Origin of the sequence: Cupriavidus sp. Met-2 (assembly GCF_049843575.1) — a bacterium.
GTDB lineage: Bacteria > Pseudomonadota > Gammaproteobacteria > Burkholderiales > Burkholderiaceae > Cupriavidus > Cupriavidus metallidurans.
In genome coordinates this window covers 231,446-254,033 of record NZ_JBBHZL010000001.1, presented here as the reverse complement: position 1 = coordinate 254,033, position 22,588 = coordinate 231,446, and the positions used below count along the sequence as shown (strand labels likewise).

The following is a 22,588-nucleotide window of genomic DNA, read 5'->3' as shown; positions in this document are numbered from 1 at the left end:
ACTGGCAAATCGTGCCGAAACCCCTTGTTTTCAAGGGGCTCTGGGCCCTCGGGGTACCGCTTGCTCCACTCAGGCCGGCACGCCCGCGCCTTCCGGCGCCTTGTCGTTATCGGCTGCCTGGTCCGACGCCGTCGCCTCGCCATCATTGGCCGGCGCGTCAGTCTTGGCTTCCGCGGACGGAGCGAGGTTCGGCAGCGCCCTCACCTCGGTTTGCGTCAGCGGCACAAGACGACCTTCGACGATTGCGCCCTGATGCATTTCGAGCGCTGCGTAGCGCACCTCTCCATACACCCGCGCGTGCGGCTGCAGTTCGAGCAACTCCGCAGCATGCACCGGACCGGTCACGGTGCCGTTCAGGATCAGGTGGTCCACACGGATCTCGCCCTCGACAAGCCCCTTCTCGCTGATCACGAGCATGCTCGACTTGCCTTCGGCAGCTATCACGTTGCCACGCACCCGACCATCGAGACGAAGCCCCCCGGAAAACGTAACATCGCCCTCGATCGTGGCACCCAGCCCGATCAGGGTGTCGATGGACAGGCCTTTCTTCTTCGAAAACAGCATGCTTTCTCTCCTTTTCGCGCAGACTAGGGCGTAGCCGACTGCGTTGCACGGACTTGGCCGTTCTGGACGATGCGGACCATGACGGCACGTACTTCAGCGCCCTGCGGAACCATCAGATCGCCTTCGATGCGCTGGTAATGCGTAAGCCTCACTTTTGGCAACGGCGGATCTCCCGGCTGCGGCAAGGTCAATGTCAACGGCTTGCCGTCGCGAACCGCCGAGATAGTGAACTGTAGCTCACCCATGAAATCCGGCTGCTCGACGAAGGCCTTCGACCCACCTTGCATCGCAAGCAGCCGATAGTGCACGGCACGCGGCTGGGCCTCGTCCAACGCGACTCGGAAACTCCGCACGTGGATGCCCGAGGTGTCCCCGGTGGCCGGGAGCAACGATTCGAAGAATCCAAGATCCTCCTTGAGCTGCCCGACGTCGGCTTCGGCGGTCTTGAGCTGCTGGGCCAGCCGCTCCTGTGCCGCACGGGCCATCTGCAACTCCGCTCCGGCAGTATTCGCAGTAGCCCGCAATCGATCACGCTCTCCAGTGACATCGACCAGTTGCTGCTGCAGCTGCGCGATCTTTTCGGAGCCATCCGTGAACGACTCGACAGCCGGCTTGCCGGCGCGGCGGCCCATTTCATACATCCAGGCCGCCAACGCACCCCCGACCAGAAGCAGCGCGACCACAAGTACCCAGACGCGCCAAGGCCGTTGCTGGCGGATCACCGCCGCATGCGAGCGCAAGCCGCGGCGCGGCCGCAGCGGCCGGTACGTCACGCCCATCGTGCCATCCCTCGACCCATTGTTCGCCCCCTCATTCCGCAGGCCGGTGATTGTATCGCTGGCTGGTCATCGCGCGAATGAAAATTGTAGCAATCGGCATACATGGGCCGTGCCGGCATTTGACCTGGGCTTGCTTTGGACGAAAAAAAACCGCACGCCAGGGCGTGCGGTTTTTCTGGATTTGCCGGCTCCGCTTGGCGGAACCTGGCAAATGCGCATTAGCGCTTCGAGAACTGCTTGCGGCGACGTGCCTTGTGCAGACCGACCTTCTTACGCTCGACTTCACGGGCGTCACGCGTAACGTAGCCTGCCTTCGACAGGGTCGGCTTCAGCGTGGCATCGTAGTCGATCAGGGCACGGGTGATGCCGTGACGGACAGCACCGGCCTGGCCGGTTTCGCCACCACCGGTCACATTGACCTTGATGTCGAACGTTTCGGCGTGAGCGGTCAGCTCCAGCGGCTGGCGCACGATCATCAGCGAGGTTTCGCGAGCGAAGTACTCTTTGATGGGCTTGCCATTGACGATGATATCGCCCTTGCCCGACTTGATGAAGACACGAGCCACGGCGCTCTTGCGGCGGCCAGTACCGTAATTCCAGTTACCGATCATGGATATTGGCCCCTTTAGATTTCCAGCACCTTGGGCTGCTGTGCGCTATGCGGATGTTCGGCTTCGGCATAAACCTTCAGCTTCTTGATCATCGCGTAGCCCAGCGGACCCTTAGGCAGCATGCCCTTAACAGCCTTTTCCAGGGCGCGACCCGGGAAACGCTGCTGCATCTTGCCGAACGTGGTTTCGTAGATACCGCCCGGGTAACCCGAGTGACGGTAGTACTTCTTGTCCTGTTCCTTGGTACCCGTCACGCGCAGCTTGGCCGCATTGACGATGATGATGAAATCACCAGTATCGACGTGAGGAGTGAATTCCGGCTTGTGCTTGCCGCGCAGTCGGCGTGCCACTTCGCTGGCAACACGGCCGAGGACTTTGTCCGTCGCGTCAATCACGTACCAGTCGCGCTTTACCTCTGCAGGCTTGGCGGAAAAGGTCTTCATGATTTTTCCTGAATTTTGAAAACTGCCCGAGGTGACGGTCGCCGTTTTAGCGTCCTGTCAATCGGCCGGTCCTTTGGACCTGACCTTCCTGCTTGTATCTGCAGGCTCTCCCTGACTTCTTTCCGGGGGCAATGACCGGAAAAGTCGGCCATTATACGGGCTGTCGAGTCGATCGCACAAGCAAAGTTGTGGCTTTTCGTCAAGATGGCCGGTGGCCAGCAAAGGGCCATAGAACTGGATGGGCAGCCCGCGTCACGATTTCGCTGGGCCGCCCTTGCAAAAGACGAAAAAAAACCCAAGTCGGTTGGACTTGGGTTCGAATCCACCAAAGGAGGAGGGTGGAGGAGACACCGGGCGATCGACGGGGCCGGTCTTGGCGGGCGGTGCGACGAGCGATTTGGGTACGTTACCGACTTTCGCTTTCGCACTCTGGCGCGCTCTCATGCGCCGTCGTTCGATGGATTGAATTATACATATCGGCACAGCCGTTGCAAGAAAATTTGCAGTGCGAAATGCGATACCGCAATATGAAATTGCGAATAAATCATATCGAATGCCTCACATTCCTTATTAAACAATGAGTTGGACAAGAATCCGCGAGGTCTCGCAGGCATCGCATTAGAAGAAACCCTCAGAATTTCGTGGGGAATGGCGTGGCCGGAGGCCAATTCCCGCATGTCATATACTCACGAAATGCAAGATGCGTGATCGCGCGGCGAAGCGCGCAAACACACAAACTAGAACCGAGGAACGAAAAAAATGGAATGCAAAGTGACATGGATGGGCCCGGAGGGCATGAGCTTCGTAGCCCAGACCGGCAGCGGTCACATCGTGGCGATGGATGGCGCGCCTGACGGCGGCGGCAACAATCTGGCGCCCCGGCCCATGGAAATGGTGTTGCTGGGCACCGGCGGCTGCACGGCATATGACGTGGTGCTGATCCTCAAGCGTGGCCGCCAGGACGTGCGCGGTTGCAGCGTCAAGCTGGAAGCCGAGCGCGCCGAGACCGACCCGAAGGTGTTCACGAAGATCAATTTCCACTTCACCGTGACCGGTCGCAACCTGGATCCGGGCAAGGTCGAACGCGCGATCGAGCTGTCGCACGAGAAGTACTGCTCAGCCTCGATCATGCTGGCCAAGACGGCCGAGATCACGCACACGACGGAAATCGTCGAAGGCTGACCGTCTTCGTCCAAGCCAGGCGGAAGCATCCGTCCCGGCCAAACAAAAACGCCCGGCATTGTGCCGGGCGTTCGCGTATCTGAAGCAAAGCAGGCCGATAAGCCGGATTCTGTGCGCCCCGCACGCCTTGCGGCGCCCGGAACGTGACAACCATTCCTCTAGGCCGACCGTTACCGGCCGGCTCCAGCTCCCTACCCGCAGACTCGGCGGGCCGCTTCATCGTCTGCCTATTTGGGATTGCTCCAGGTGGAGGTTACCGCGTTTCACCCTTCCCGCCAGCCGAAGCCAGCGGCAAGACTCGTCTCTGTGGCCCTATTCCGCACGTTACCGTGGATGGCTGTTAGCCAACACCCTGCCCTGTGGAGTCCGGACTTTCCTCCCCTTGCACCTTGCGATGCAAGCAGCGATTGTCTGGCCTGCTTTGCGGCCCGCAGTCTAACACCGATGCGCGGTGCCGGTCAGCCCGCCTCGGCATTGGCGGCCGCGCCGCGGCGTCCGGGCCGAAACACGCTGGCATCGTCGTAGAAACCAGGGGCAGCGCTCTCGCCACACCAACCCGGAATGCCCATCACCGGCAGCGGCGCGAAACTGCGGCCACCCTTGAGACGCCCCTGCTCCGCAGCCTCGGCCAGTGACGCCGCCAGCATGCCGTCGAGCCTGGCGATCGGCGTCGTCGGCGACGCCGGAATCCACCATGCATGGGCGGTCACGGACTTGTAGGGCTGTACCAATTTTTCCAGCAGCGCATGACCGAACGGCACTACCGCGCAGGTATCGCGCCAGGCATCACGACGTGAGACAAACAGTTTGCGCCAGGCAAATCCGCGCAGCGCATTGGCAATCGTTGCATCTTCGCTGACCAGAATCACGGCGTTCTCGTCGAACAACGTCGCCGCGTCACGCAGGCCCCCGCGCACGGCTTGCACGCCGTCCCGCTCGATGGCCTCGGCTTGCAGCCGGTTGAGCAGTCGCTTGGTCTCAGGGAAATGCAGCCAAATTAGCGCGTTGAATGTGTCGTGCAGGTTGTCGCGCGTTGGCACCTGCCCGGTGGCGAAGATGTGGGACTCGTAGGCCACACCTTCGGGCAGACTGTCCTGGGGCACGAAGCGCAGCGGCAAACCCTGGGCGTTGAGGCTGCCCAATGCCGCCGCGTTGAAAGCCTCGCGCAGGTCACTGCCATCGAGGCAGGATGCGGACGCGGCGAATGGCAGGAACCACGGCCGCGTCCAGTCGATCGTCGACAGCAACCGACTCAGCTCGCCTTCCAGCGCAGCGTTTCGCCGGCGCGCAGCGGCACCAGCGTGGTATCACCGTACGGCAGCTCGGCCGGCAGTTCCCAGTCTTCGCGCGTCAGCGTCAGCGTGCCGCTATTGCGCGGCAGGCCGTAGAAGGCCGGGCCGTTGAAGCTGGAGAATGCCTCGAGCTTGTCCAGCGCGCCGGCAGCGTCGAACGCTTCGGCATAGAGCTCCATCGCATGGAGCGCCGTGTAGCAGCCGGCGCAGCCGCATGCGTGCTCCTTGAGGCCGCGTGCGTGGGGTGCGCTGTCAGTGCCAAGGAAGAAACGCGGGCTGCCCGACGTCGCGGCCTTGACCAGCGCCTCGCGGTGGATCTCGCGCTTGAGCACCGGCAGGCAGTAGTAGTGCGGACGAATCCCGCCCGTGAAGATCGCATTACGGTTGTACAGCAGGTGGTGCGCGGTAATCGTCGCGCCGACCGGGCCTTCGGCCTCGGCCACGTACTGGGCCGCATCGCGGGTGGTGATGTGTTCGAACACCACCTTGAGCTCCGGGAAGTCGCGGCGCAGCGGCTTCATCACGCGGTCGATGAACACGGCCTCGCGATCGAAGATGTCGATGTCGCCATCAGTGACCTCGCCGTGGACCAGCAGCGGCACACCTTCACGCTGCATCGCCTCAAGCGTGGCGGCGCAGCGGCGGATATCGGTCACGCCGGCATCGCTGTTGGTGGTGGCGCCGGCCGGATACAGCTTGACGCCGTGGACGAAACCGCTGGCACGGGCCGCGACGATTTCCTCCGGCGGCGTGTTGTCGGTCAGGTACAGCGTCATCAGCGGCTCGAACGCCATGCCGGCCGGCAGCGCGGCCAGAATGCGCGCGCGGTAGGCACTGGCCTGATCCACCGTGGTCACGGGCGGCTTCAGGTTCGGCATGATGATGGCACGTGCGAACTGGCGTGCCGTGTCGGGCAGTACGGCCGCCAGCGCCGCGCCATCGCGCAGGTGCAGGTGCCAGTCGTCCGGGCGGGTGATGGTGAGTTTCTGGGTCATGGGGACGAGCGAAACGAGTAAGACGGGGAAATCTAGAGAATCAGAATGGCGCGGTAGTCATTCACATTGGTACGCGTCGGGCCGGTCACGACCAGGTCGCCGATCGCATCGAAAAAGCCCCACGCGTCGTGTGCGTCGAGCTTCTGCCGGGCCGAAGTGCCGCTGCCTTCCGCGCGGGCCAGCGAATCGGGCGCCAGCAACGCGCCGGCATTGTCTTCGGACCCGTCGATACCGTCGGTATCGGCCGCGATCGCGTGGACATTCGGCGTGCCTGCCAATTCGATCGCCAGAGACAGCAGGAATTCAGAGCACCGCCCGCCGCGCGCCGATTCGGACGCGCCGCTTGGCAATGTGACCGTGCATTCACCGCCAGAAATCAGCGCAACCGGCGCTGCGAACGGCGCATTGTACGCTCGAATCTCGCGCACCAGCGCCGCGTAGACGCGGGCCACCTCCTGCGCCTCGCCAGTCACGGTATCGCCGAGCACTACCGCATTGACGCCCTGGCGACGGAACTCAGCCGCCGCGGCTTCCAGGCTGTCGTGTGCCGTGGCGATCATGCGATTGTCCACGTTCATGAACAGCGGATCGCCCGGCTTCGGCGTTTCCTCGACCTCGCCACGCGCGCCGCGCTCCAGATGCGCCTGCACGGTTGCCGGCACCGCCGCGCCATAGCGCTTGAGGATCGCCAGCGCATCGGCGTACGTGCTTGCGTCCGGCACGGTCGGACCCGATGCAATCGCGCTCGGGTCGTCGCCGGCCACGTCCGAGACGATCAGCGTGGTGACTGGGGCGCGGCTGGCCTGCGCCAGACGGCCGCCCTGGATGCGCGAGGTGTGCTTGCGCACGATATTCATGTCCGTGATCGGCGCCCCGCACCGCAGCAGCTCGCGCGTGGTGGCCTTGAGGTCGGCCATGGGAATGCCTTCGGCCGGCAACGACAGCAGGCTCGACCCGCCGCCGGAGACCAGCACGATCAGCCGGTCATCCGGGCCCAGCGCCTGCACGCGGGCAAGGATGTCGGCGGCGGCCTGCTCGCCGGCCTCGTCCGGCACGGGATGGCCGGCTTCGATCACGCGGATATGTTCGGTCGGCAGGCCGTGCGCATAGCGCGTGACGACGATGCCTTCCAGTTTGGCCTTGCCCTGGTACGCGCGTTCGACGGCCAGCGCCATTGACGCCGCGGCCTTGCCTGCCCCAACGACCAGCGTGCGGCCGCCCGCGTGCGGTGGCGGCAGGTGCGCGGCCACGATTTCGAGCGGATCGGCTGCCGCCACGGCGGCGCGGAAGCTCTCCAGCAGCAATGTACGGGGATCGACCTGTGGATTCACAGCGCCTCCGCGATGGCCTGGCCGAGATCGGCCGTGGAGGCGGTACCGCCAATATCACGCGTCAGCGGCGCATGACCCGGTCCCGCGGCCAGCACCTGCTCGATGGCCGCCAGCACGGCCGCGCCAGCCTCGGCGTGGCCCAGGTGTTCGAGCATCATTGCACCGCACCAGATCTGGCCGATCGGATTGGCGATGCCCTGGCCAGCGATGTCGGGCGCCGAGCCATGCACGGGCTCGAACAAGCTGGGATAGACCTTATCAGGATTGATGTTGCCCGATGGCGCCACGCCGATCGTGCCGGTACAGGCCGGGCCGAGATCGGACAGGATGTCGCCGAACAGGTTGCTGGCCACCACTACGTCGAACCAGTCCGGGTGCTGTACGAAGTGGGCGGTCAGGATGTCGATGTGGTACTTGTCGACCTTCATGCCTGGATAGTTGGCGGCCATCGCCTCCACCCGTTCGTCCCAGTACGGCATCGTGATCGAGATCCCGTTGGACTTGGTGGCCGACGTCAGGTGCTTCTTCGGGCGTTTCTGCGCCAGTTCGAACGCGAATTTCAGGATGCGGTCGACGCCGTGCCGGCTCATCACCGTCTCCTGCATCACGATCTCGCGCTCGGTACCCGGGAACATGCGCCCACCGATACTCGAATACTCACCCTCGGTGTTCTCGCGCACCACGTAGAAATCGATGTCGCCCGGCTTGCGGTCGGCCAGCGGGCTCTTGATGCCGGGCATCAGCCGGACCGGGCGCAGGTTCACATACTGGTCGAACGAGCGCCGGAACTGCAGCAGGGAGCCCCACAGCGACACGTGATCGGCAATCTTCGCCGGCCAGCCAACCGCGCCAAAGTAGATGGCGTCGTACTTGACCAGGGTGTCAAACCAGTCGTCCGGCAGCATCTTGCCGTGGCGCTCGTAGTACGCGTAACTGGAAAAGTCGAAGTGGTCCCACTGAAAATCGATGCCGAAACGTCGTGCGGCGGCATCCATGACGCGGATGCCTTCGGGCATCACTTCCGTTCCGATTCCGTCTCCGGGAATGACAGCGATCCTGTATTGACTCATGGCTGGGAAGGAGGGGTGACTGCGGGGGAGGCGCGTACCGCCGCCGTGCTTGGCAGCGCCGGGCACGCGCAGGATAATGCCTGCATTCTATTGCAAAGCGGCAGCCCCCTGCCGCACGGTGCCTTCGCCATGTGCCAGCTTCTAGGCATGAATTGCGCCACGCCCACGGACGTGACGTTTTCCTTTACCGGCTTCGCCGCCCGCGGCGGTGTGACCGACCATCATTCCGATGGATTCGGCGTCGCATTCTTCGAGGACAAGGCCTGCCGGCTGTTCATCGACAACCAGTCGGCGGGTACCTCGCCGGTGGCCGACCTGATCAAGCGCTACCCGATCAAGTCGAAGAACGTGATCTCGCATATCCGCAAGGCCACGCAGGGCACTGTACTGCTCGAGAACTGCCATCCGTTCATGCGAGAACTCTGGGGACGGCACTGGATCTTTGCCCACAACGGCGACTTGCACGGCTTTGCGCCGTTCCTGTCCGGCGTCTACCAGCCGGTGGGAGACACCGACAGCGAGCTGGCGTTCTGCGCGCTGATGCAGGGCCTGCGCAAGCGCTTTCCCGGATCTCAGCCGCCGCTCAACGAACTCGGCCATGCGCTGGCCGACATCACGCGCGACATCACGCTGCATGGGGTGTTCAACTTCCTGCTCTGCAACGGGCAGGCGCTGTTCGCCCACTGCTCCACGCGCCTGTACTACATCGTGCGCCAGTGGCCATTCTCGAAGGCGCATCTGATCGATGCCGACCTGTCGATCGATTTCGCGCAGGTGACCACGCCCGATGACCGCGTGGCCGTGATCGCCACCGCGCCGCTGACGGACAACGAGACCTGGACCCAGTTCGCGCCGGGCGAGTTGATCATGTTCGAGGACGGTCGGCCCACCATGACGTGGAGCGTGCCCATCCCACCGGAAGTCCAGGCGAAGAACGCGGCAAATACGGCCTGCACCTGAGTCCGACCCTGAGCCCGCCACTGAGTCCGACCCTGACCAAATGAAAATGCCCCTTCCCGCGTGGCGGGAAGGGGCACTCGGCGCTTGCGTCCGTCTGGTTGCCTGCGCTCAGTGGTGCAGGATCTTCGACAGGAACTGCTTGGCGCGGTCCGAGCGGGCGTCGATGTTGCCGAAGAACTCTTCCTTCGCGCAGTCTTCCACGATCTTGCCGGCATCCATGAAGATCACGCGGTTGGCCACCTTGCGCGCGAAGCCCATTTCGTGGGTCACGCACATCATGGTCATGCCTTCCTGCGCGAGCTGCACCATCACGTCCAGCACCTCGTTGACCATTTCCGGGTCGAGCGCCGAGGTCGGTTCGTCGAACAACATGCAGATCGGGTCCATCGACAGCGCGCGGGCAATCGCCACGCGCTGCTGCTGACCGCCGGAAAGCTGGCCCGGGTACTTTTCCGCCTGGCTCTTCAGGCCCACGCGCTCCAGATACTTCAGGCCCTTTGCCATCGCCTCGTCCTTCGAGCGACCCAGCACCTTCATCTGCGCGATGGTCAGGTTCTCGGTGATCGACAGGTGCGGGAACAGTTCGAAGTTCTGGAACACCATGCCCACGCGCGAACGCAGTTTGGGCAGGTTGGTCTTCGGATTGCCCACCGACGTGCCGTCGACGAGGATGTCGCCCTTCTGGAACGGCTCCAGCGCATTGACGGTCTTGATCAGCGTGGACTTGCCCGAACCGGACGGACCGCACACCACCACCACTTCACCCTTGGCAACCTTGGTGGTGCAGTCGGTCAGCACCTGGAAAGCGCCGTACCACTTGGAAACGTTATTGATTTCGATCATACAGCCACCTTTTTCTGGTAACGCTTGACCAGCAGCGAAGCGGAGAAACAAATGATGAAGTAGATGAGGCCGGCGAAAAGCAGCATCTCGACGATGCGGCCATCACGTTCGCCAATGCCGTACGCCTGGCCGAAGAAGTCCGCCAGCGCGCTCACGTAGACCAGCGACGTATCCTGGAACAGAATGATGCCCTGCGTCAGCAGCAGCGGCACCATGTTGCGGAACGCCTGCGGCAGGATCACCAGCCGCATGCTCTGGCCATAGGTCATGCCCATCGCCTGCGCGGCGAACATCTGCCCGCGCGACACGCTCTGGATACCGGCGCGGATGATCTCCGAGTAATACGCGGCCTCGAACAGCGAGAACGCGATCAGCGCCGAAGTCATGCGCAGGTCCGATGCCGCCGACAGGTTGAACGTCTTCTGCAGCAACTGCGGAATGATCAGGAAGAACCACAACAGCACCATCACCAGCGGGATGGAGCGGAAGAGGGTCACATACCCCTGCGCGAACCAGTTCAGCAGCTTGTTCGACGACAGGCGCATCATCGCCAGAATCGTGCCCCAGACGATGCCGACGATCACCGCGGTCACGGTGATCTTGGCCGACACGAGCATCCCTTCGCCCAGCACATGCAGCGTGGAGGGGTTGATCGAGCTGAAATCAAATTCGTATGCCATGTTCCAGCTCCTTACTTGCCACCGATGAAGCCGGGCACGCGGGTGCGACGTTCCACCCAGCGCATGATCAGCATCACGGTGAAGTTGATGAGCGCGTACAGCACCGTGACGGCGATGAACGACTCATACGGGCGCGCGGTGTAGTCCACCAGCTGGCGCCCCTGCGCGGCCAGTTCCAGCAGACCGATCGTCGACGCCACGGCCGAGTTCTTGAAGATGTTCAGAAACTCGGAAGTCAGCGGCGGCACGATAACGCGGAATGCCATCGGCAGCAGCACGTAGCGATACGTCTGCGGCAGCGTGAAACCCATCGCCAGGCCGGCGTTCTTCTGGCCGCGCGGCAGCGAATTGATACCCGAGCGCACCTGTTCGCAAACCCGGGCGGCCGTGAAGGTGCCCAGACAGAGCATGGCGGCCAGGAACTGCTGGGTGAACGGATTCATCTGCTTGATCGCCTCGCCGCCGGGCAGCAGTTCGGGGCCGACGAAGTACCAGATGAAAAGCTGCACCAGCAGCGGAATGTTCCGGAAGATCTCGACGTAGGTGGCGGCGATCCCCGACAGCCACTTGTTCGGCACGGTGCGCAGCACGCCCAGCACCGATCCGATGGCGAGAGCGATGATCCACGAGGACAGGCCAAGCGCGATCGTCACCTTGAGACCGGAAATCATCCAGTCCAGGTAGGTCTCGTTCGCCGCCGCCTGCTCGAGGAAGACTCCCCAATGAAAAGCGTAATCCATGATGCGTCCTCAAAAAGAAACGGAAGGACTGCTCCTTCCGTTTCGCACTGCTCCAATCGTGGGGATCAGTCGAGTGCCTTGTCGTTCGGAGTCTTGAAGAGCGCCTTCATGTCGTCGGACAGCGGGAAGTCCAGGTTCAGGCCCTTCGGCGGCACCGGCTGCATGAACCACTTGGTGTACATCGTGTTGATCGAGCCATCCTTCATCAGGCCGGCGATCACCTGATCGGACACCTTCTTGAACGGCGCATCATCCTTGCGGATCATGCAACCATAGGCTTCGCGCGATTGCGGCTTGCCCACCACGATCCAGTCGTTCGGGTTCTTGGCCTTGGCGCGCTCGCCGTAGAGCAGCGCGTCGTCCATCATGAATGCCACGGCACGGCCCGATTCCAGCGTCAGGAACGACTGGCCATGATCCTTGGTGCTGATGATGTTCATGCCCAGCTTCTGGTCATCGTTCATCTTGCGCAGCAGGCGCTCGGACGTCGTGCCGGCGGTGGTCACCACGTTCTTGCCCTTCAGGTCGGCCCAATCCTTGATGCCGCCGTCCTTCTTCACCATGATGCGCGTGCCAATAATGAAGATGGTGTCGGTGAAGGAGACCTGCTTCTGGCGCTCCAGATTATTGGTCGTGGAGCCGCACTCGATGTCGATCGTGCCGTTCTGCAGCAGCGTGATGCGGTTCTGCGACGTGATCGGGATTTCCTTGACCTGCAGGTTCGGCAGCTTGAGCTGGTCCTTGATGGCTTCCACGATCTTCATATTGATATCGTAGGAATAGCCCACCTGACGCACGCCGCCCAGGTTGTAATTGAAAGGAATCGACGAATCGCGCACGCCCAGCGTGATGACACCCGTATCCTTGATCTTCTGCAGCGTGCCCGTGAGCTGCTCTGCGGCCTGCGCGTTACCGCACAGGACGCCTGCGGCGATCATCAGGCCAGCCAGCTTGGCTACATTCATAACATCTCCTTGACCATGAAGAGAAAGGCGGGACTGTATCAAATGTCCCACCGACGAAACAGTATTGCTTAGCTCGCCACCCAGCACAACGGGTATTCCCCTAATTGGGGCAAGTTAGAGCACAGATTCGCGGCGATGCGCCAAATCGAGACACAACTGCCCACATGGCCTCGCTCCCCCGCAAGCCCCGGAAATAAAAAAGCGGCGACTGGAACAAACCAGTCGCCGCGTTTCGGTGTCATCCAGGCAATGGGCAACCTTGCTGCGTCGCAGCACCAGCCGCCCACCGGGAGCCCTGCCTCATCAGGGATACAGGCCGCGCATTTCGCGCGCCTGCAGAATACGCGTACAGGCAACGATAAACGCAGCCGTCCGCAACGTGACCTTGTTGTCCTGGGCAACCTGCCAGATTGCCCGGAAGGCCTCTTGCATGATCCGTACCAGGCGCTCGTTGATCTCCTCTTCGGTCCAGAAGAAGCTCGAGAAATCCTGCACCCATTCAAAGTAGGACACGGTCACGCCGCCGGCGTTGGCGATCACGTCCGGGCAAACCAGGATATTGCGCTCGCGAAGAATATCGTCGGCTTCGGGCGTGGTCGGGCCGTTGGCGCCCTCGATCACCAGCTTCGCCTTGATCTTCGGCGCATTGCTGGCGGTCAGTTGCCCTTCCAGCGCGGCCGGGATCAGGATGTCGCAATCGACTTCCCAGAACTGTTCGGTGGAGATGACCTCGGCGCGGTAGCCTTCGATCGTGCCGCTGTGCGACGCGTACTCCATCATCTTCGGCACGTCCAGGCCGGCCGGGTCGAACAGCGTGGTGCGATGGTCCTGCACCGCCACCACCGTCGCGCCCGCCTCATGGAACAGCTTGGCTGCCACGGCACCCACGTTGCCGAAGCCCTGCACCGCCACGCGCGCGCCCTTGACGTCCATGCCCAGGTTGCGGGCCGCCTCGGAACCGACGACGAACACACCGCGGCCCGTGGCTTCATGACGACCCAGCGAACCGCCCAGCGAGATCGGCTTGCCGGTCACCACGCCGGTGGCCGTGCTGCCCGAGTTCATCGAGTAGGTATCCATCATCCAGGCCATGACCTGGGCGTTGGTGTTCACGTCCGGGGCGGGAATGTCCTTGCTCGGTCCGATGATGATGTTGATTTCGCTCGTGTACCGGCGGGTCAGGCGTTCCAGTTCGCCGTGCGACAGGGTGCGCGGATCAACGCGGATACCGCCCTTGGCGCCGCCGTACGGCACGTTCACGGCCGCATTCTTGACCGACATCCAGGCCGACAGCGCCATCACCTCGGACAACGTCACGTCCTGGTGGAAGCGGACGCCGCCCTTGCCCGGGCCGCGCGACAGGTTGTGCTGCACGCGATAGCCCTCGAAGTGGGCGATCGTGCCGTTGTCGAGTTCGATGGGTACGTCGACGATCATCGCGCGCTTCGGGCGCTTCAGGGTTTCCACCCAGCGTGCCAGCGAGCCCAGGTAGGGCGTGACACGGTCGACTTGCTGCAGGTAGATCCCCCACGGGCCGAGGTTGTCGGCGTTCAGGTACGAAGGCAGGGTATGACCATTGGAGACGTTTTGCGTCGGTGCTGCGGAAGACATCGTTGGGTCCCGAGTAAAGGTGACACGGAGCATATCGGCGGCTCCACTCCCGAATCCAATGCCGTTTGATTATCCGCCCATGCAGGGTTATGCAAGACACGCATAATCATTACCCCCTCCCCGAAATGGGTTTTTTACGAGGTCAGCGCCGCCCAGATCTTGTCCACGAGCTGGCGCTTGCGGCGCTGCTGGCTGCCGCGCCGCTCGTTGGCGTGTTCCGGCGGCCGTTCGCGATAGAGCCGGATTTCCATGTCGATCGACTGGGGCAAGCCCTTCGCGGCATCGGCGCGCACCAGCCGGCCGGCGGCAACGTCCTCGCGTACCGCGCTCTCGGGCAGGAAGGCCATGCCATGCCCGGCCAGCGCCATGACCTTGAGCGCCTCGGCCATATCAGTCTCGTAGCATTTGTCGAGCTTGAGCGTTTCCGGCGATTCGGCCAGCAGCATGTCCACCATGCGGCCAAGGAAGGCATTGGGCGTGTAGCTCAGGTACGGCACCGGCTTCTTGTCGGTGCCGGGCATCCGGAACAGCGGGCGGCCGGACGCATCGGGGACGCTATAGGGAGACAGGCGCTCGGTGCCGAGCACCAGCATGTCGTAGTGCGCCGGGTCGAGCTGGATGGCCTGGCGCGAGTGGTGATAGACCATGACGAGGTCGCACCCACCTTCGACGAGCATCAGCACCGCGTCGTGCACGTTCAGCGCCCGCAGCCGGCATGGCAGCGTGCCGACCTTGCGCTCGACCCCCTTGAGCCACTCCGGGAAAAACGTCAGCGACAGCGTGTGCGGCACCGCGAATTCCAGCACCTGCGCGTTGGCCGAGCGCTGGCCGCGCATTAGCGCCCGCGTCTCACTGACCTGCGCCAGCATCGCCAGCGCCTGTTCATAGAACACCTTGCCGGCGGCCGTCAGGCTGGTGGGATAGCTCGAACGGTCGATCAGTTCGGTGCCGACCCACGCCTCGAGCGACTGGATCCGACGCGAGAATGCCGGCTGCGTGACATGCCGCAGTTCCGCCGAGCGCGAGAAGCTGTGCGTCTCGGCCAGGCTGACGAAGTCTTCAAGCCATTTGATTTCCATGGCGCGGATTATCACCCGGCGCCCGCGCGGACGCACGGCGCGCAAGATAATTCCCAAAAATGCGCAACCAGTAGAACAGGATTACAATTCCAATCCATTCCAGACTGAAATTTGCATCATTGTGCTCGGAGGGTCCTCCTATGATGGAAGCCATAACACCACCAAGAAGAGCTCGCCATGCAAACCTCCGCCCCTTGCGCCAGCTCCGGCGCCCCAGAACCGTCGCCACTGACGCCGTTCACCAGCGGAATCGAAGCCACCCTGGCCAAGAACGCCCGCATGGTCGCCGAAGAAGTCGCCGCGAGCCTGCCCGATGCGGAAACGCTGCTGGCCAGCCTGCCGCCGGGCGCGCTGGAAGGCAGCCCGGATACCTACACCCGCCATCTGGTCCACGCCGACCCGTTCGAACGCTTTTCCGTGATGCTGCTGGTCTGGCGTCCCGGCCAGTTCAGCCCGGTGCACGGCCATCGCACGTGGTGCGCCTATCGCGTGCTGCGCGGCACCATGTACGAACGGCACTACCGCTGGGATCCGGAAAGCCGCACGGCGTCGCAGGTCGGCGCCGTGACGCGCGAAGCCGGCGATACGTTCAGCGTGCCGGCCGGCCTGCAACACATCCACGCCCTCGGCAATGCCAGCGACGACGTCACCGTCTCGCTGCACATCTACGGCGTGGAACAGAGCCGCATCTCCACCGGCGTCAACCTGCTGGTAGACACCGTCGTCAGCTGACACTCGCACCGCAAGGGCGGCGGGTGCCCGGCACCCCTTTCGCCCCCTTGATTGCGAGACCCCATGGACCGTTATGACCGCCAGATCCTCAGCATTCTGCAGGAGGACGCCACCGTGCCCGTCGCCGAGATCGGCGAACAGGTCGGCCTGACATCGACTCCCTGCTGGCGCCGAGTCCAAAAGCTGGAAGAGTCCGGCATCATCCGCAAGCGCGTGGCGCTGCTCGACCCCGCCAAGCTGAACGTCGGCGTGACCGTCTTCGTCTCGGTCCGCACCAACCAGCACAGCGAAAAATGGCTCAAGACCTTCCACGGGCTGGTGGCGTCGATCCCGGAAGTCACCGAGTTCTATCGCATGGCGGGCGATACCGACTACCTGCTGCGCGTGGTGGTGCCCGATATCGCCGCCTATGACGCCGTGTACAAGAAGCTGATCCAGGGCACCGAGCTTGCTGACGTCAGTTCCAGCTTCGCGATGGAGCAGATCAAGTACACGACGGCGCTGCCGCTGGATTACGCGTAGCGGGTCAGGCTTCAGAGAAGCCGGTCCGCTCTCCCCCGGAGCGGGAAAGCGGAGAAACACCGAAGCCTCACCCCCGATGCGCCCAGCCCGTCATCCGTTTCTCCAGCACCGAGAACAGCTCATACATGCCCATCGCCATGATGGCGATGACGACGAGACCGGCGAACGCCAGCGGCATCTTCATGGCCGATCCTGCGGACACGAGCAGATAGCCGATTCCTTCGTTGGCGGCGTTCATCTCCGACACCGTGGTGCCGACGAACGCAAGCGTGATCGCCACCTTCAGCGAGGCGAAGAAGAACGGCATCGCGCGGGGCAGGCCCACCTTCAGCAGCACGTCGCGACGCTTGGCGCCGAGCACGCGCAGTACGTCCTCGAGTTCGGGTTCGAGTGTCGCCAGCCCCGTCGCGATATTGACCATGATCGGGAAGAACGAGATCAGGAACGCGGTCACGATCGCCGGCCCGGCGCCAAGCCCAAACCACACCACCAGGATCGGCACGAACGCCGCCTTCGGCAGCGCGTTGAAGGCCGTCATCAGCGGATAGGTTGCCGCGTACGCCAGTTTCGACGATCCCATCAGCATGCCGAGCACCACGCCCACCGCGATGGCCAGGCCGAAGCCGACCATCGTGGTCCAGAAGGTGCGCCACGCGTGAGCGGCGATCACATCGCCATACTCGGTCATCGAAGCGACAATCGAAGACGGGCTCGGCAAGATGAAGTCCGACACGTTGAACGCGAGACACGCCACCTGCCACAGCAACAGGAACGCACCCAGCAACAGCCACGGGGCCACGCGCTGCACGCGTTTTGCCTGAATCGAAGACATCGTGTTCATGATCATTGCTGCCTGACGTGGCCGATCTTCTCGCGCAACTCGTGCACGCGTTCGGCGAAGGGTTCGGAATAGGTGACATCGAGCGGACGCGGGCGCGGCAGGTCGATCTCCCGGCGCAGCAGGATGCGCCCCGGCCGCGCGCTCATGACGTACACGGTATCGGCCAGGAACACGGCCTCGCGCAGATCGTGCGTGACGAGGATCACGTTGAAGCGCTGCGCCTGCCAGAGGTCCCGCAGCACGCACCAGAGTTCCTCTCGCGTGAACGCGTCGAGCGCGCCGAACGGCTCATCCAGCAGCAGCATTCGCGGCTGATGGATCAGCGCCCGGCAAATCGATGCCCGCTGCTGCATGCCGCCCGAAAGCTGCCACGGATACTTGTCCTCGTAACCAGCAAGCCCGACCGTCTTCAGCAGATCGCGGGCACGCGCCACATACTCGTCGCGCTTCGCGCGCATGGTCGAGCGGTACGGCTCGACGATCTCGAGCGGCAGCATCACGTTGTCGAGCGTGGTGCGCCATGGCAGCAGCGTCGGCGCCTGGAAAGCCATGCCCACCTGCTTGAGCGGCCCGCTGACCTTCTCGCCGTTGATGCTGACCGCACCACGCGTGGCCTGCCGCAGGCCGGTAGCCAGTTTCATGAACGTCGACTTGCCGCATCCAGAGGGGCCGACGATGGCGATGAACTCGCCTTCGGCTGCCTGCAGCGAGATGTCCTCGACCGCGAACTCCCCGCGCCGCGCCAGATCGTCGTCGTAGGCCAGCCAGACGCGATTGAAATCGACGAACGGCCGGGTTGCGTTGGAGGCTCCGCCAGTGGCGGGGTGAAGCGCTTGCCGGGCCATCATCGCAGGACATCCAGTTCGGCTGCCGACGGCAGGTAGGCATCGGTCCACAGCGCATCGGGATTGATGCGCCCCTTCGTGGCGAAGGCGTCGGCCACCTGGGATGCCATCAGCGACAGTCGCGGCTTGTTGACGCGCCCGAAACCCTCCGCCTTCGCGTCGGGCGACTTGACCACCGCGTCGAGCGCCATCTTCAGCCGGCGAACTTCAAGCTTCTCGTCGATGATCCCGTCGCGCGCCTTCACGGCCTTGATCCCCTCTTCCGGGTTCGCGATCACGTCCTTCGCCGATTTCGCGAACGCCCGCAGGAAGGCCTTGACCGCTTCAGGGTGGGCCTTCAGAAACTGCTCCGACGCAATGATCGCGTTGCCATACAGCTTCACGCCGTACTGCGGATAGGGGAGCACGACGATGTCCTCATCCTTCACGCCGCGCGCATTGAGATTCAGGATCGACGTGAACGAGAAGCCGGTGATCGCATCGAGATCGCCACGCGTCAGCATGGTCTCGCGCAGCGTCGGGTCCATCGCCTGCCAGTTGAACGACGCCGCCTGCAGGCCGTTGGCCTTGGCGAAGATCGGGAACGCGCGGCGGCCGGCATCGAATACCGGGGCGCCGAGCTTCTTGCCGGTCAGGTCCTTCGGCGCGCGAATGCCGGACTTCTTCAGCGCCAGCACGGCGGCCGGCGTGTTGTTGTAGACCATCATCACGGCCACCGGCTTGTTCTTCGCGTCCGGGTTGTTGCCGTAGAACTCCATTACCGATGCCAGATCGGCAAAACCCATGTCGTACGTGCCGGAGGCCACGCGATTGACCACGTTGCCCGATCCATTGCCGGCGTCGATCGACACGTCGAGCTTCTCGGCCTTGTAGTAGCCCTTCTGCTCGCCAAGCAGGAACAGCGCGGATGGCCCTTCAAAGCGCCAGTCGAGCTGAAAGCGGATCTTCGTCGCGGTCTGCGCCTGCGCGGTGCCCGCGCAGAGTGTCGACAGCACCATGGTGGTGCCCATGGCGGTGCACAGCTTCAGCAGATGACGGCGCAGAGGGGATTGCGGCATGGACCTTCTCCAGTAGTTGATCTCTCTGGAGAGGGCTTTTCGCAAGTGGCGTGCCAGCTTTTCAGGCGTCTCTCATGCACCGGGGCAAGGCGTGCCGGTGGCGCAATGACGAACCAGGATTGTGCGCGGACAGTTCTCAGCCGCGGTTGCTGGCATCGATTGTCGACAATCGATGCCTTGCGCTATGCATCCTGCGTGGCGTCGCCCACATCGATCGCCAGCGCGTCGGCATCGGGCGAGCCCTCCGCCGCGTTGCGCGCCTGGATCTGCCACATCTCGGCGTAGTGGCCATTGGCCCGCATCAGCTCGGCATGGGTGCCGCGCTCGATGATGCGTCCACGGTCCATCACAAGAATCTGGTCGGCGTGCACCACGGTCGATAGCCGGTGCGCGATCAGCAGCGTGGTGCGATTCTGCGCCAGCCGCATCAGTTCCGACTGGATCGCCTGTTCGGTGCGAGAGTCGAGCGCCGACGTGGCTTCGTCGAATACCAGGATCGGTGGGTTCTTCAGCAGCGTGCGCGCGATGGCCACCCGTTGCTTCTCGCCGCCGGACAGCTTCAGGCCCCGCTCGCCCACCGGCGTGTCGTAGCCCTGCGGCAATTCGCTGATAAAGGTGTCGATCTGCGCGGCGCGCGCTGCCTCGATGACTTCCTCGCGCGTGGCCTCCGGGCGGCCATAGGCGATGTTGTAGTAGATGCTGTCGTTAAACAGCACGGTGTCCTGCGGCACGATGCCGATCGACGCGCGCAGGCTGACCTGCCGCACCTTGCGGATGTCCTGCCCATCGACCTCGATGCTGCCCCGCGTGACGTCGTAGAAGCGGAACAGCAGCCGCGCGAGCGTGGACTTGCCCGAGCCGCTGTGGCCAACCACGGCCGTTGTCGTCCCCGCCGCGATCGTGAAATCGACGTCGTCGAGAATCACGCGGTTCTTCTCGTAGCCAAAGCCGACATGGCGGAAGCGCACCTCGGCGCCGTTGACGGCGAGCACCGGCGCGCCGGGCGTGTCGGCCACCTCCTGTTGCGTGCCGAGCAGCACGAACATGCGGTCCATATCGGTGGTGGCCTGCTTGATCTCGCGATAGATCACGCCCAGGAAGTTGAGCGGGATATAGAGCTGGATCATCAGCGTGTTGACCAGCACGAGGTCACCAAGCGTGAGCTTGCCGGCGGCAACGCCCACCGTGGCACGCCACAGGATCAGGATCAGGCCCAGGGCGATGATCGCCTGCTGGCCGAAATTCAGGAACGACAGCGAGTTCTGCGAGCGGATCGCCGCCGTGCGATAGGTACGCAGGTTCTCGTCGTAGCGGCGTGCCTCGTACTCCTCGTTCCCGAAATATTTCACGGTCTCGAAGTTCAGCAGCGAGTCGATTGCCTTCTGGTTGGCGCGCGAGTCGAGCTCGTTCATCTTGCGCCGGAAATGCGTGCGCCATTCGGTCACGACGATCGTGAACACGATGTAGCCAGCCAGCGCGCAGATCGTGATCGCGGCGAACCAGATGTCGTAGCGCACAACGAAGAAGCCGATCACTAGCGACATCTCGACCAGCGTGGGCAGGATGCTGTACAACGAGTACGAGATCAGTGACTGGATGCCGCGCGTCCCGCGCTCGATGTCCCGGCTCATCCCCCCGGTCTGCCGATCCAGATGGAAGCGCAGCGACAGCGCGTGCAAATGGCGGAACACCTGCAGCGCGATCTCTCGCACCGCGCTCTGCGTGACCTTCGAGAAGAGGATTTCACGCAACTCGGTGAACAGCGTGCTCGATAGGCGCAACAGACCGTAGCCAACAATCAATCCCACTGGCACGGCCAGCAACGCCGCCGGATCGCCAGGCGCGATGTTCATGCTGTCGACCAGCTTCTTCATCAGCACCGGCACGCCCAGGTTGGCCACCTTGGCGGCGACCAGGCAGGTAAGCGCCAGCATCACGCGCCACTTGTAGTGCCAGACGTAGGGGAGCAGGTTGCGAACGGTCTGCCAGTCACTGCGGCGCGCGCCGCCGCCCTGGAACAGCGAATTTGCCGGCTCGGCGGGGGCGGGCTCGGCGGTCGTGGAATAGCGGCGCATACGTTAGAATTCGGGCCAATGCCGCGATTGTCGCAGAGATCCGACAACCCGGCAGGCCTCCGCTTCATCCGCCCCGAAAGACCCGCCATGACCACTTCCAGCTTTGTTCCCGAACTCCCTTCCGGCAAGAATCCCGCGCTGCGCGTGGTGCCGATGCCGGCCGACGCCAACGTACACGGCGATGTGTTCGGCGGGTGGATCATGTCGCAGGTGGACATGGCCGGATCGATCCCCGCCGTGGAGCGCGCCCAAGGCCGCGTGGCCACCGTGGCGGTGAATTCGTTCCTGTTCAAGAATCCGGTGTTCGTCGGCGATCTGGTCAGCTTCTATGCCGACATCGTCAAGACGGGCCGCACGTCGATCACGGTCTCCGTGGAGGTCTACGCGCAACGGATGCGCCACGCCAACGAGATCGTGAAAGTGACGGAGGCCACGCTGACGTACGTGGCCACCGACGAGAGCCGGCAACCAAGGGTGTTGCCGGCGGCTTGATCGCAGGGAGTTCTCTCCTCTCCGCAGCCCCTCTCCCATCGCATGGGAGAGGGGCGCAAACAAGCTACAGCTTGCTTCGCCTTAGCTGAACTTCGAGAAATCCGGCTTGCGCTTCTCGAAGAATGCCGTAAAGGCCTCCTTCGCTTCCGGCGCGACCAGCATGCGGCGGAACACCTCGCCCTCCTCAAGCATCTTCTTTTCCACGGCCGCCGCGTCATCGCCCTTCATCAGGCGCTTGGTTTCGCGCAGCGACGACGCGGGCAGCACCGCCAGCTTGGCCGCCTGCTGACGCACATAACCCTGCAGTTCCGCCACCGACAGTACCTTCGTCACCAGACCGATTTCGAAGGCTTCCTGGGCGCTGAATGCCTCGCCAAGAAGCAGCTTTTCGGCGGCGCGCTGATAGCCGACCATGCGCGGCAACAGCAGGCTCGACGCCGCCTCCGGGCAGAGGCCGAGTTGGGCGAACGGCAGCGCCAGCTTTGCCGTCTCGGATGCGTAGACGAGATCGCAATGCAGCAGCAGCGTGGTGCCGATGCCAACGGCTGCGCCGCTGACCGATGCCACGATGGGCTTGGTCGCCCGGCTGATTGCCTGGAGGAACTGGAACACCGGTGCCGGCGCGCCATCGGCGCCGTTGGTCGGCGGGCGCTTCAGGAAGTCCTCGATGTCGTTGCCCGCCGTGAAGACTTCCGGCTTGCCTTCGATCACGATGACGCGAACCGCGGCGTCGGTCTCGGCGGCGCGCAGCGCGTCGGCCATGGTCTGGTACATCGCCGCGGTGATCGCGTTCTTCTTGTCGATGCGATCGAAGCCAATGGTCAGTACGCCCTGGTCGATGCTGGTTGCAATGCTCATTTCTACCTCGTCTCCGTTTT

Annotated in this window: 24 protein-coding genes and 1 other RNA gene; 5 read left to right on the top strand and 20 right to left on the bottom strand. The window is 63.4% G+C overall.

The window, feature by feature from the left end:
* Positions 1-69: 69 nt before the first annotated feature.
* The 4 genes from WD006_RS01215 to rplM form a co-directional block, all read right to left on the bottom strand.
* Complete coding sequence (locus WD006_RS01215) at positions 70-564, bottom strand: bactofilin family protein (protein WP_011515289.1); 495 nt, start codon at positions 562-564, stop codon at positions 70-72.
* Between the two features lie 23 nt (positions 565-587).
* The gene (locus WD006_RS01210) at positions 588-1,343 is read right to left on the bottom strand and encodes a DUF6776 family protein (RefSeq protein WP_011515288.1); all 756 of its coding nucleotides are present in this window, start codon (positions 1,341-1,343) and stop codon (positions 588-590) included.
* 218 nt (positions 1,344-1,561) lie between these two features.
* Positions 1,562-1,954, bottom strand: coding sequence for a 30S ribosomal protein S9 (gene rpsI / locus WD006_RS01205; RefSeq protein WP_008646004.1), 393 nt, complete (start codon positions 1,952-1,954; stop codon positions 1,562-1,564).
* A gap of 14 nt (positions 1,955-1,968) precedes the next feature.
* Positions 1,969-2,397, bottom strand: coding sequence for a 50S ribosomal protein L13 (gene rplM, locus WD006_RS01200; RefSeq protein WP_008646003.1), 429 nt, complete (start codon positions 2,395-2,397; stop codon positions 1,969-1,971).
* A 759-nt stretch (positions 2,398-3,156) separates the two neighbouring features.
* On the opposite strand from rplM, the gene WD006_RS01195 reads away from it, so the two are divergent.
* Positions 3,157-3,579, top strand: coding sequence for an OsmC family protein (locus tag WD006_RS01195; RefSeq protein ID WP_011515284.1), 423 nt, complete (start codon positions 3,157-3,159; stop codon positions 3,577-3,579).
* Positions 3,580-3,661: 82 nt separating this feature from the next.
* Here the strand turns inward: WD006_RS01195 and rnpB are convergent.
* The 5 genes from rnpB to WD006_RS01170 all read right to left on the bottom strand — a co-directional run bounded on the left by rnpB (position 3,662) and on the right by WD006_RS01170 (position 8,267).
* Positions 3,662-4,002: RNase P RNA component class A (gene rnpB, locus WD006_RS01190), an RNA gene on the bottom strand.
* Between the two features lie 35 nt (positions 4,003-4,037).
* Entirely contained in the window at positions 4,038-4,826 is a 789-nt protein-coding gene (locus WD006_RS01185; protein WP_011515283.1) for a DUF3025 domain-containing protein, read from the bottom strand.
* A gap of 5 nt (positions 4,827-4,831) precedes the next feature.
* The gene (gene pyrC, locus WD006_RS01180; protein ID WP_011515282.1) at positions 4,832-5,866 is read right to left on the bottom strand and encodes a dihydroorotase; all 1,035 of its coding nucleotides are present in this window, start codon (positions 5,864-5,866) and stop codon (positions 4,832-4,834) included.
* A 32-nt stretch (positions 5,867-5,898) separates the two neighbouring features.
* Entirely contained in the window at positions 5,899-7,197 is a 1,299-nt protein-coding gene (locus WD006_RS01175; protein WP_011515281.1) for a glycerate kinase type-2 family protein, read from the bottom strand.
* Positions 7,194-8,267, bottom strand: a complete 1,074-nt coding sequence (locus WD006_RS01170) for a tartrate dehydrogenase (protein WP_024569481.1) — start codon at positions 8,265-8,267, stop codon at positions 7,194-7,196. Before WD006_RS01170 ends, WD006_RS01175 begins: the two co-directional genes overlap by 4 nt.
* Before the next feature lie 129 nt (positions 8,268-8,396).
* Here WD006_RS01170 and WD006_RS01165 point away from each other — a divergent pair, with 129 nt between their 5' ends.
* A complete protein-coding gene (locus WD006_RS01165; RefSeq protein ID WP_011515279.1) occupies positions 8,397-9,227 on the top strand; it encodes a class II glutamine amidotransferase in 831 nt (276 codons plus the stop codon).
* Between the two features lie 108 nt (positions 9,228-9,335).
* Here the strand turns inward: WD006_RS01165 and WD006_RS01160 are convergent, their stop codons facing one another.
* The 6 genes from WD006_RS01160 to WD006_RS01135 all read right to left on the bottom strand — a co-directional run bounded on the left by WD006_RS01160 (position 9,336) and on the right by WD006_RS01135 (position 15,145).
* Positions 9,336-10,070, bottom strand: a complete 735-nt coding sequence (locus tag WD006_RS01160) for an amino acid ABC transporter ATP-binding protein (RefSeq protein WP_008645995.1) — start codon at positions 10,068-10,070, stop codon at positions 9,336-9,338.
* Positions 10,067-10,750, bottom strand: a complete 684-nt coding sequence (gltK, locus tag WD006_RS01155; RefSeq protein ID WP_008645994.1) for a glutamate/aspartate ABC transporter permease GltK — start codon at positions 10,748-10,750, stop codon at positions 10,067-10,069. The genes WD006_RS01160 and gltK overlap by 4 nt, the downstream gene beginning before the upstream one ends.
* 11 nt (positions 10,751-10,761) lie before the next feature.
* Positions 10,762-11,490, bottom strand: a complete 729-nt coding sequence (locus WD006_RS01150; RefSeq protein ID WP_011515278.1) for an amino acid ABC transporter permease — start codon at positions 11,488-11,490, stop codon at positions 10,762-10,764.
* Positions 11,491-11,555: 65 nt separating this feature from the next.
* Positions 11,556-12,455, bottom strand: coding sequence for a glutamate/aspartate ABC transporter substrate-binding protein (locus WD006_RS01145; RefSeq protein WP_011515277.1), 900 nt, complete (start codon positions 12,453-12,455; stop codon positions 11,556-11,558).
* Between the two features lie 303 nt (positions 12,456-12,758).
* Positions 12,759-14,066, bottom strand: a complete 1,308-nt coding sequence (locus WD006_RS01140; protein WP_011515276.1) for a Glu/Leu/Phe/Val family dehydrogenase — start codon at positions 14,064-14,066, stop codon at positions 12,759-12,761.
* A 134-nt stretch (positions 14,067-14,200) separates the two neighbouring features.
* On the bottom strand, positions 14,201-15,145 hold the full coding sequence (locus tag WD006_RS01135) for a LysR family transcriptional regulator (protein ID WP_024569482.1): 945 nt from the start codon (positions 15,143-15,145) through the stop codon (positions 14,201-14,203).
* Between the two features lie 177 nt (positions 15,146-15,322).
* Here WD006_RS01135 and WD006_RS01130 point away from each other — a divergent pair, with 177 nt between their 5' ends.
* Entirely contained in the window at positions 15,323-15,877 is a 555-nt protein-coding gene (locus WD006_RS01130; RefSeq protein ID WP_029308419.1) for a cysteine dioxygenase family protein, read from the top strand.
* Positions 15,878-15,940: 63 nt separating this feature from the next.
* Complete coding sequence (locus WD006_RS01125; RefSeq protein WP_011515272.1) at positions 15,941-16,399, top strand: Lrp/AsnC family transcriptional regulator; 459 nt, start codon at positions 15,941-15,943, stop codon at positions 16,397-16,399.
* Between the two features lie 67 nt (positions 16,400-16,466).
* Here the strand turns inward: WD006_RS01125 and WD006_RS01120 are convergent, their stop codons facing one another.
* From WD006_RS01120 to WD006_RS01105, 4 genes are all read right to left on the bottom strand, one after another.
* Complete coding sequence (locus WD006_RS01120; protein ID WP_035833021.1) at positions 16,467-17,246, bottom strand: ABC transporter permease; 780 nt, start codon at positions 17,244-17,246, stop codon at positions 16,467-16,469.
* Positions 17,243-18,088 carry an ABC transporter ATP-binding protein gene (locus WD006_RS01115; protein WP_011515270.1) on the bottom strand — a complete coding sequence of 282 codons (846 nt, stop codon included), beginning with the start codon at positions 18,086-18,088 and terminating at the stop codon, positions 17,243-17,245. Before WD006_RS01115 ends, WD006_RS01120 begins: the two co-directional genes overlap by 4 nt.
* Entirely contained in the window at positions 18,085-19,143 is a 1,059-nt protein-coding gene (locus tag WD006_RS01110; RefSeq protein ID WP_011515269.1) for an ABC transporter substrate-binding protein, read from the bottom strand. Before WD006_RS01110 ends, WD006_RS01115 begins: the two co-directional genes overlap by 4 nt.
* 182 nt (positions 19,144-19,325) lie before the next feature.
* Complete coding sequence (locus tag WD006_RS01105; protein WP_011515268.1) at positions 19,326-21,218, bottom strand: ABCB family ABC transporter ATP-binding protein/permease; 1,893 nt, start codon at positions 21,216-21,218, stop codon at positions 19,326-19,328.
* 87 nt (positions 21,219-21,305) lie between these two features.
* Between WD006_RS01105 and WD006_RS01100 the strand changes: the two genes are divergently transcribed.
* A complete protein-coding gene (locus WD006_RS01100) occupies positions 21,306-21,710 on the top strand; it encodes an acyl-CoA thioesterase (protein ID WP_008645967.1) in 405 nt (134 codons plus the stop codon).
* An 81-nt stretch (positions 21,711-21,791) separates the two neighbouring features.
* On the opposite strand, the gene WD006_RS01095 is transcribed toward WD006_RS01100, so the two are convergent.
* Entirely contained in the window at positions 21,792-22,568 is a 777-nt protein-coding gene (locus WD006_RS01095; protein WP_011515266.1) for an enoyl-CoA hydratase, read from the bottom strand.
* Positions 22,569-22,588: the final 20 nt, after the last annotated feature.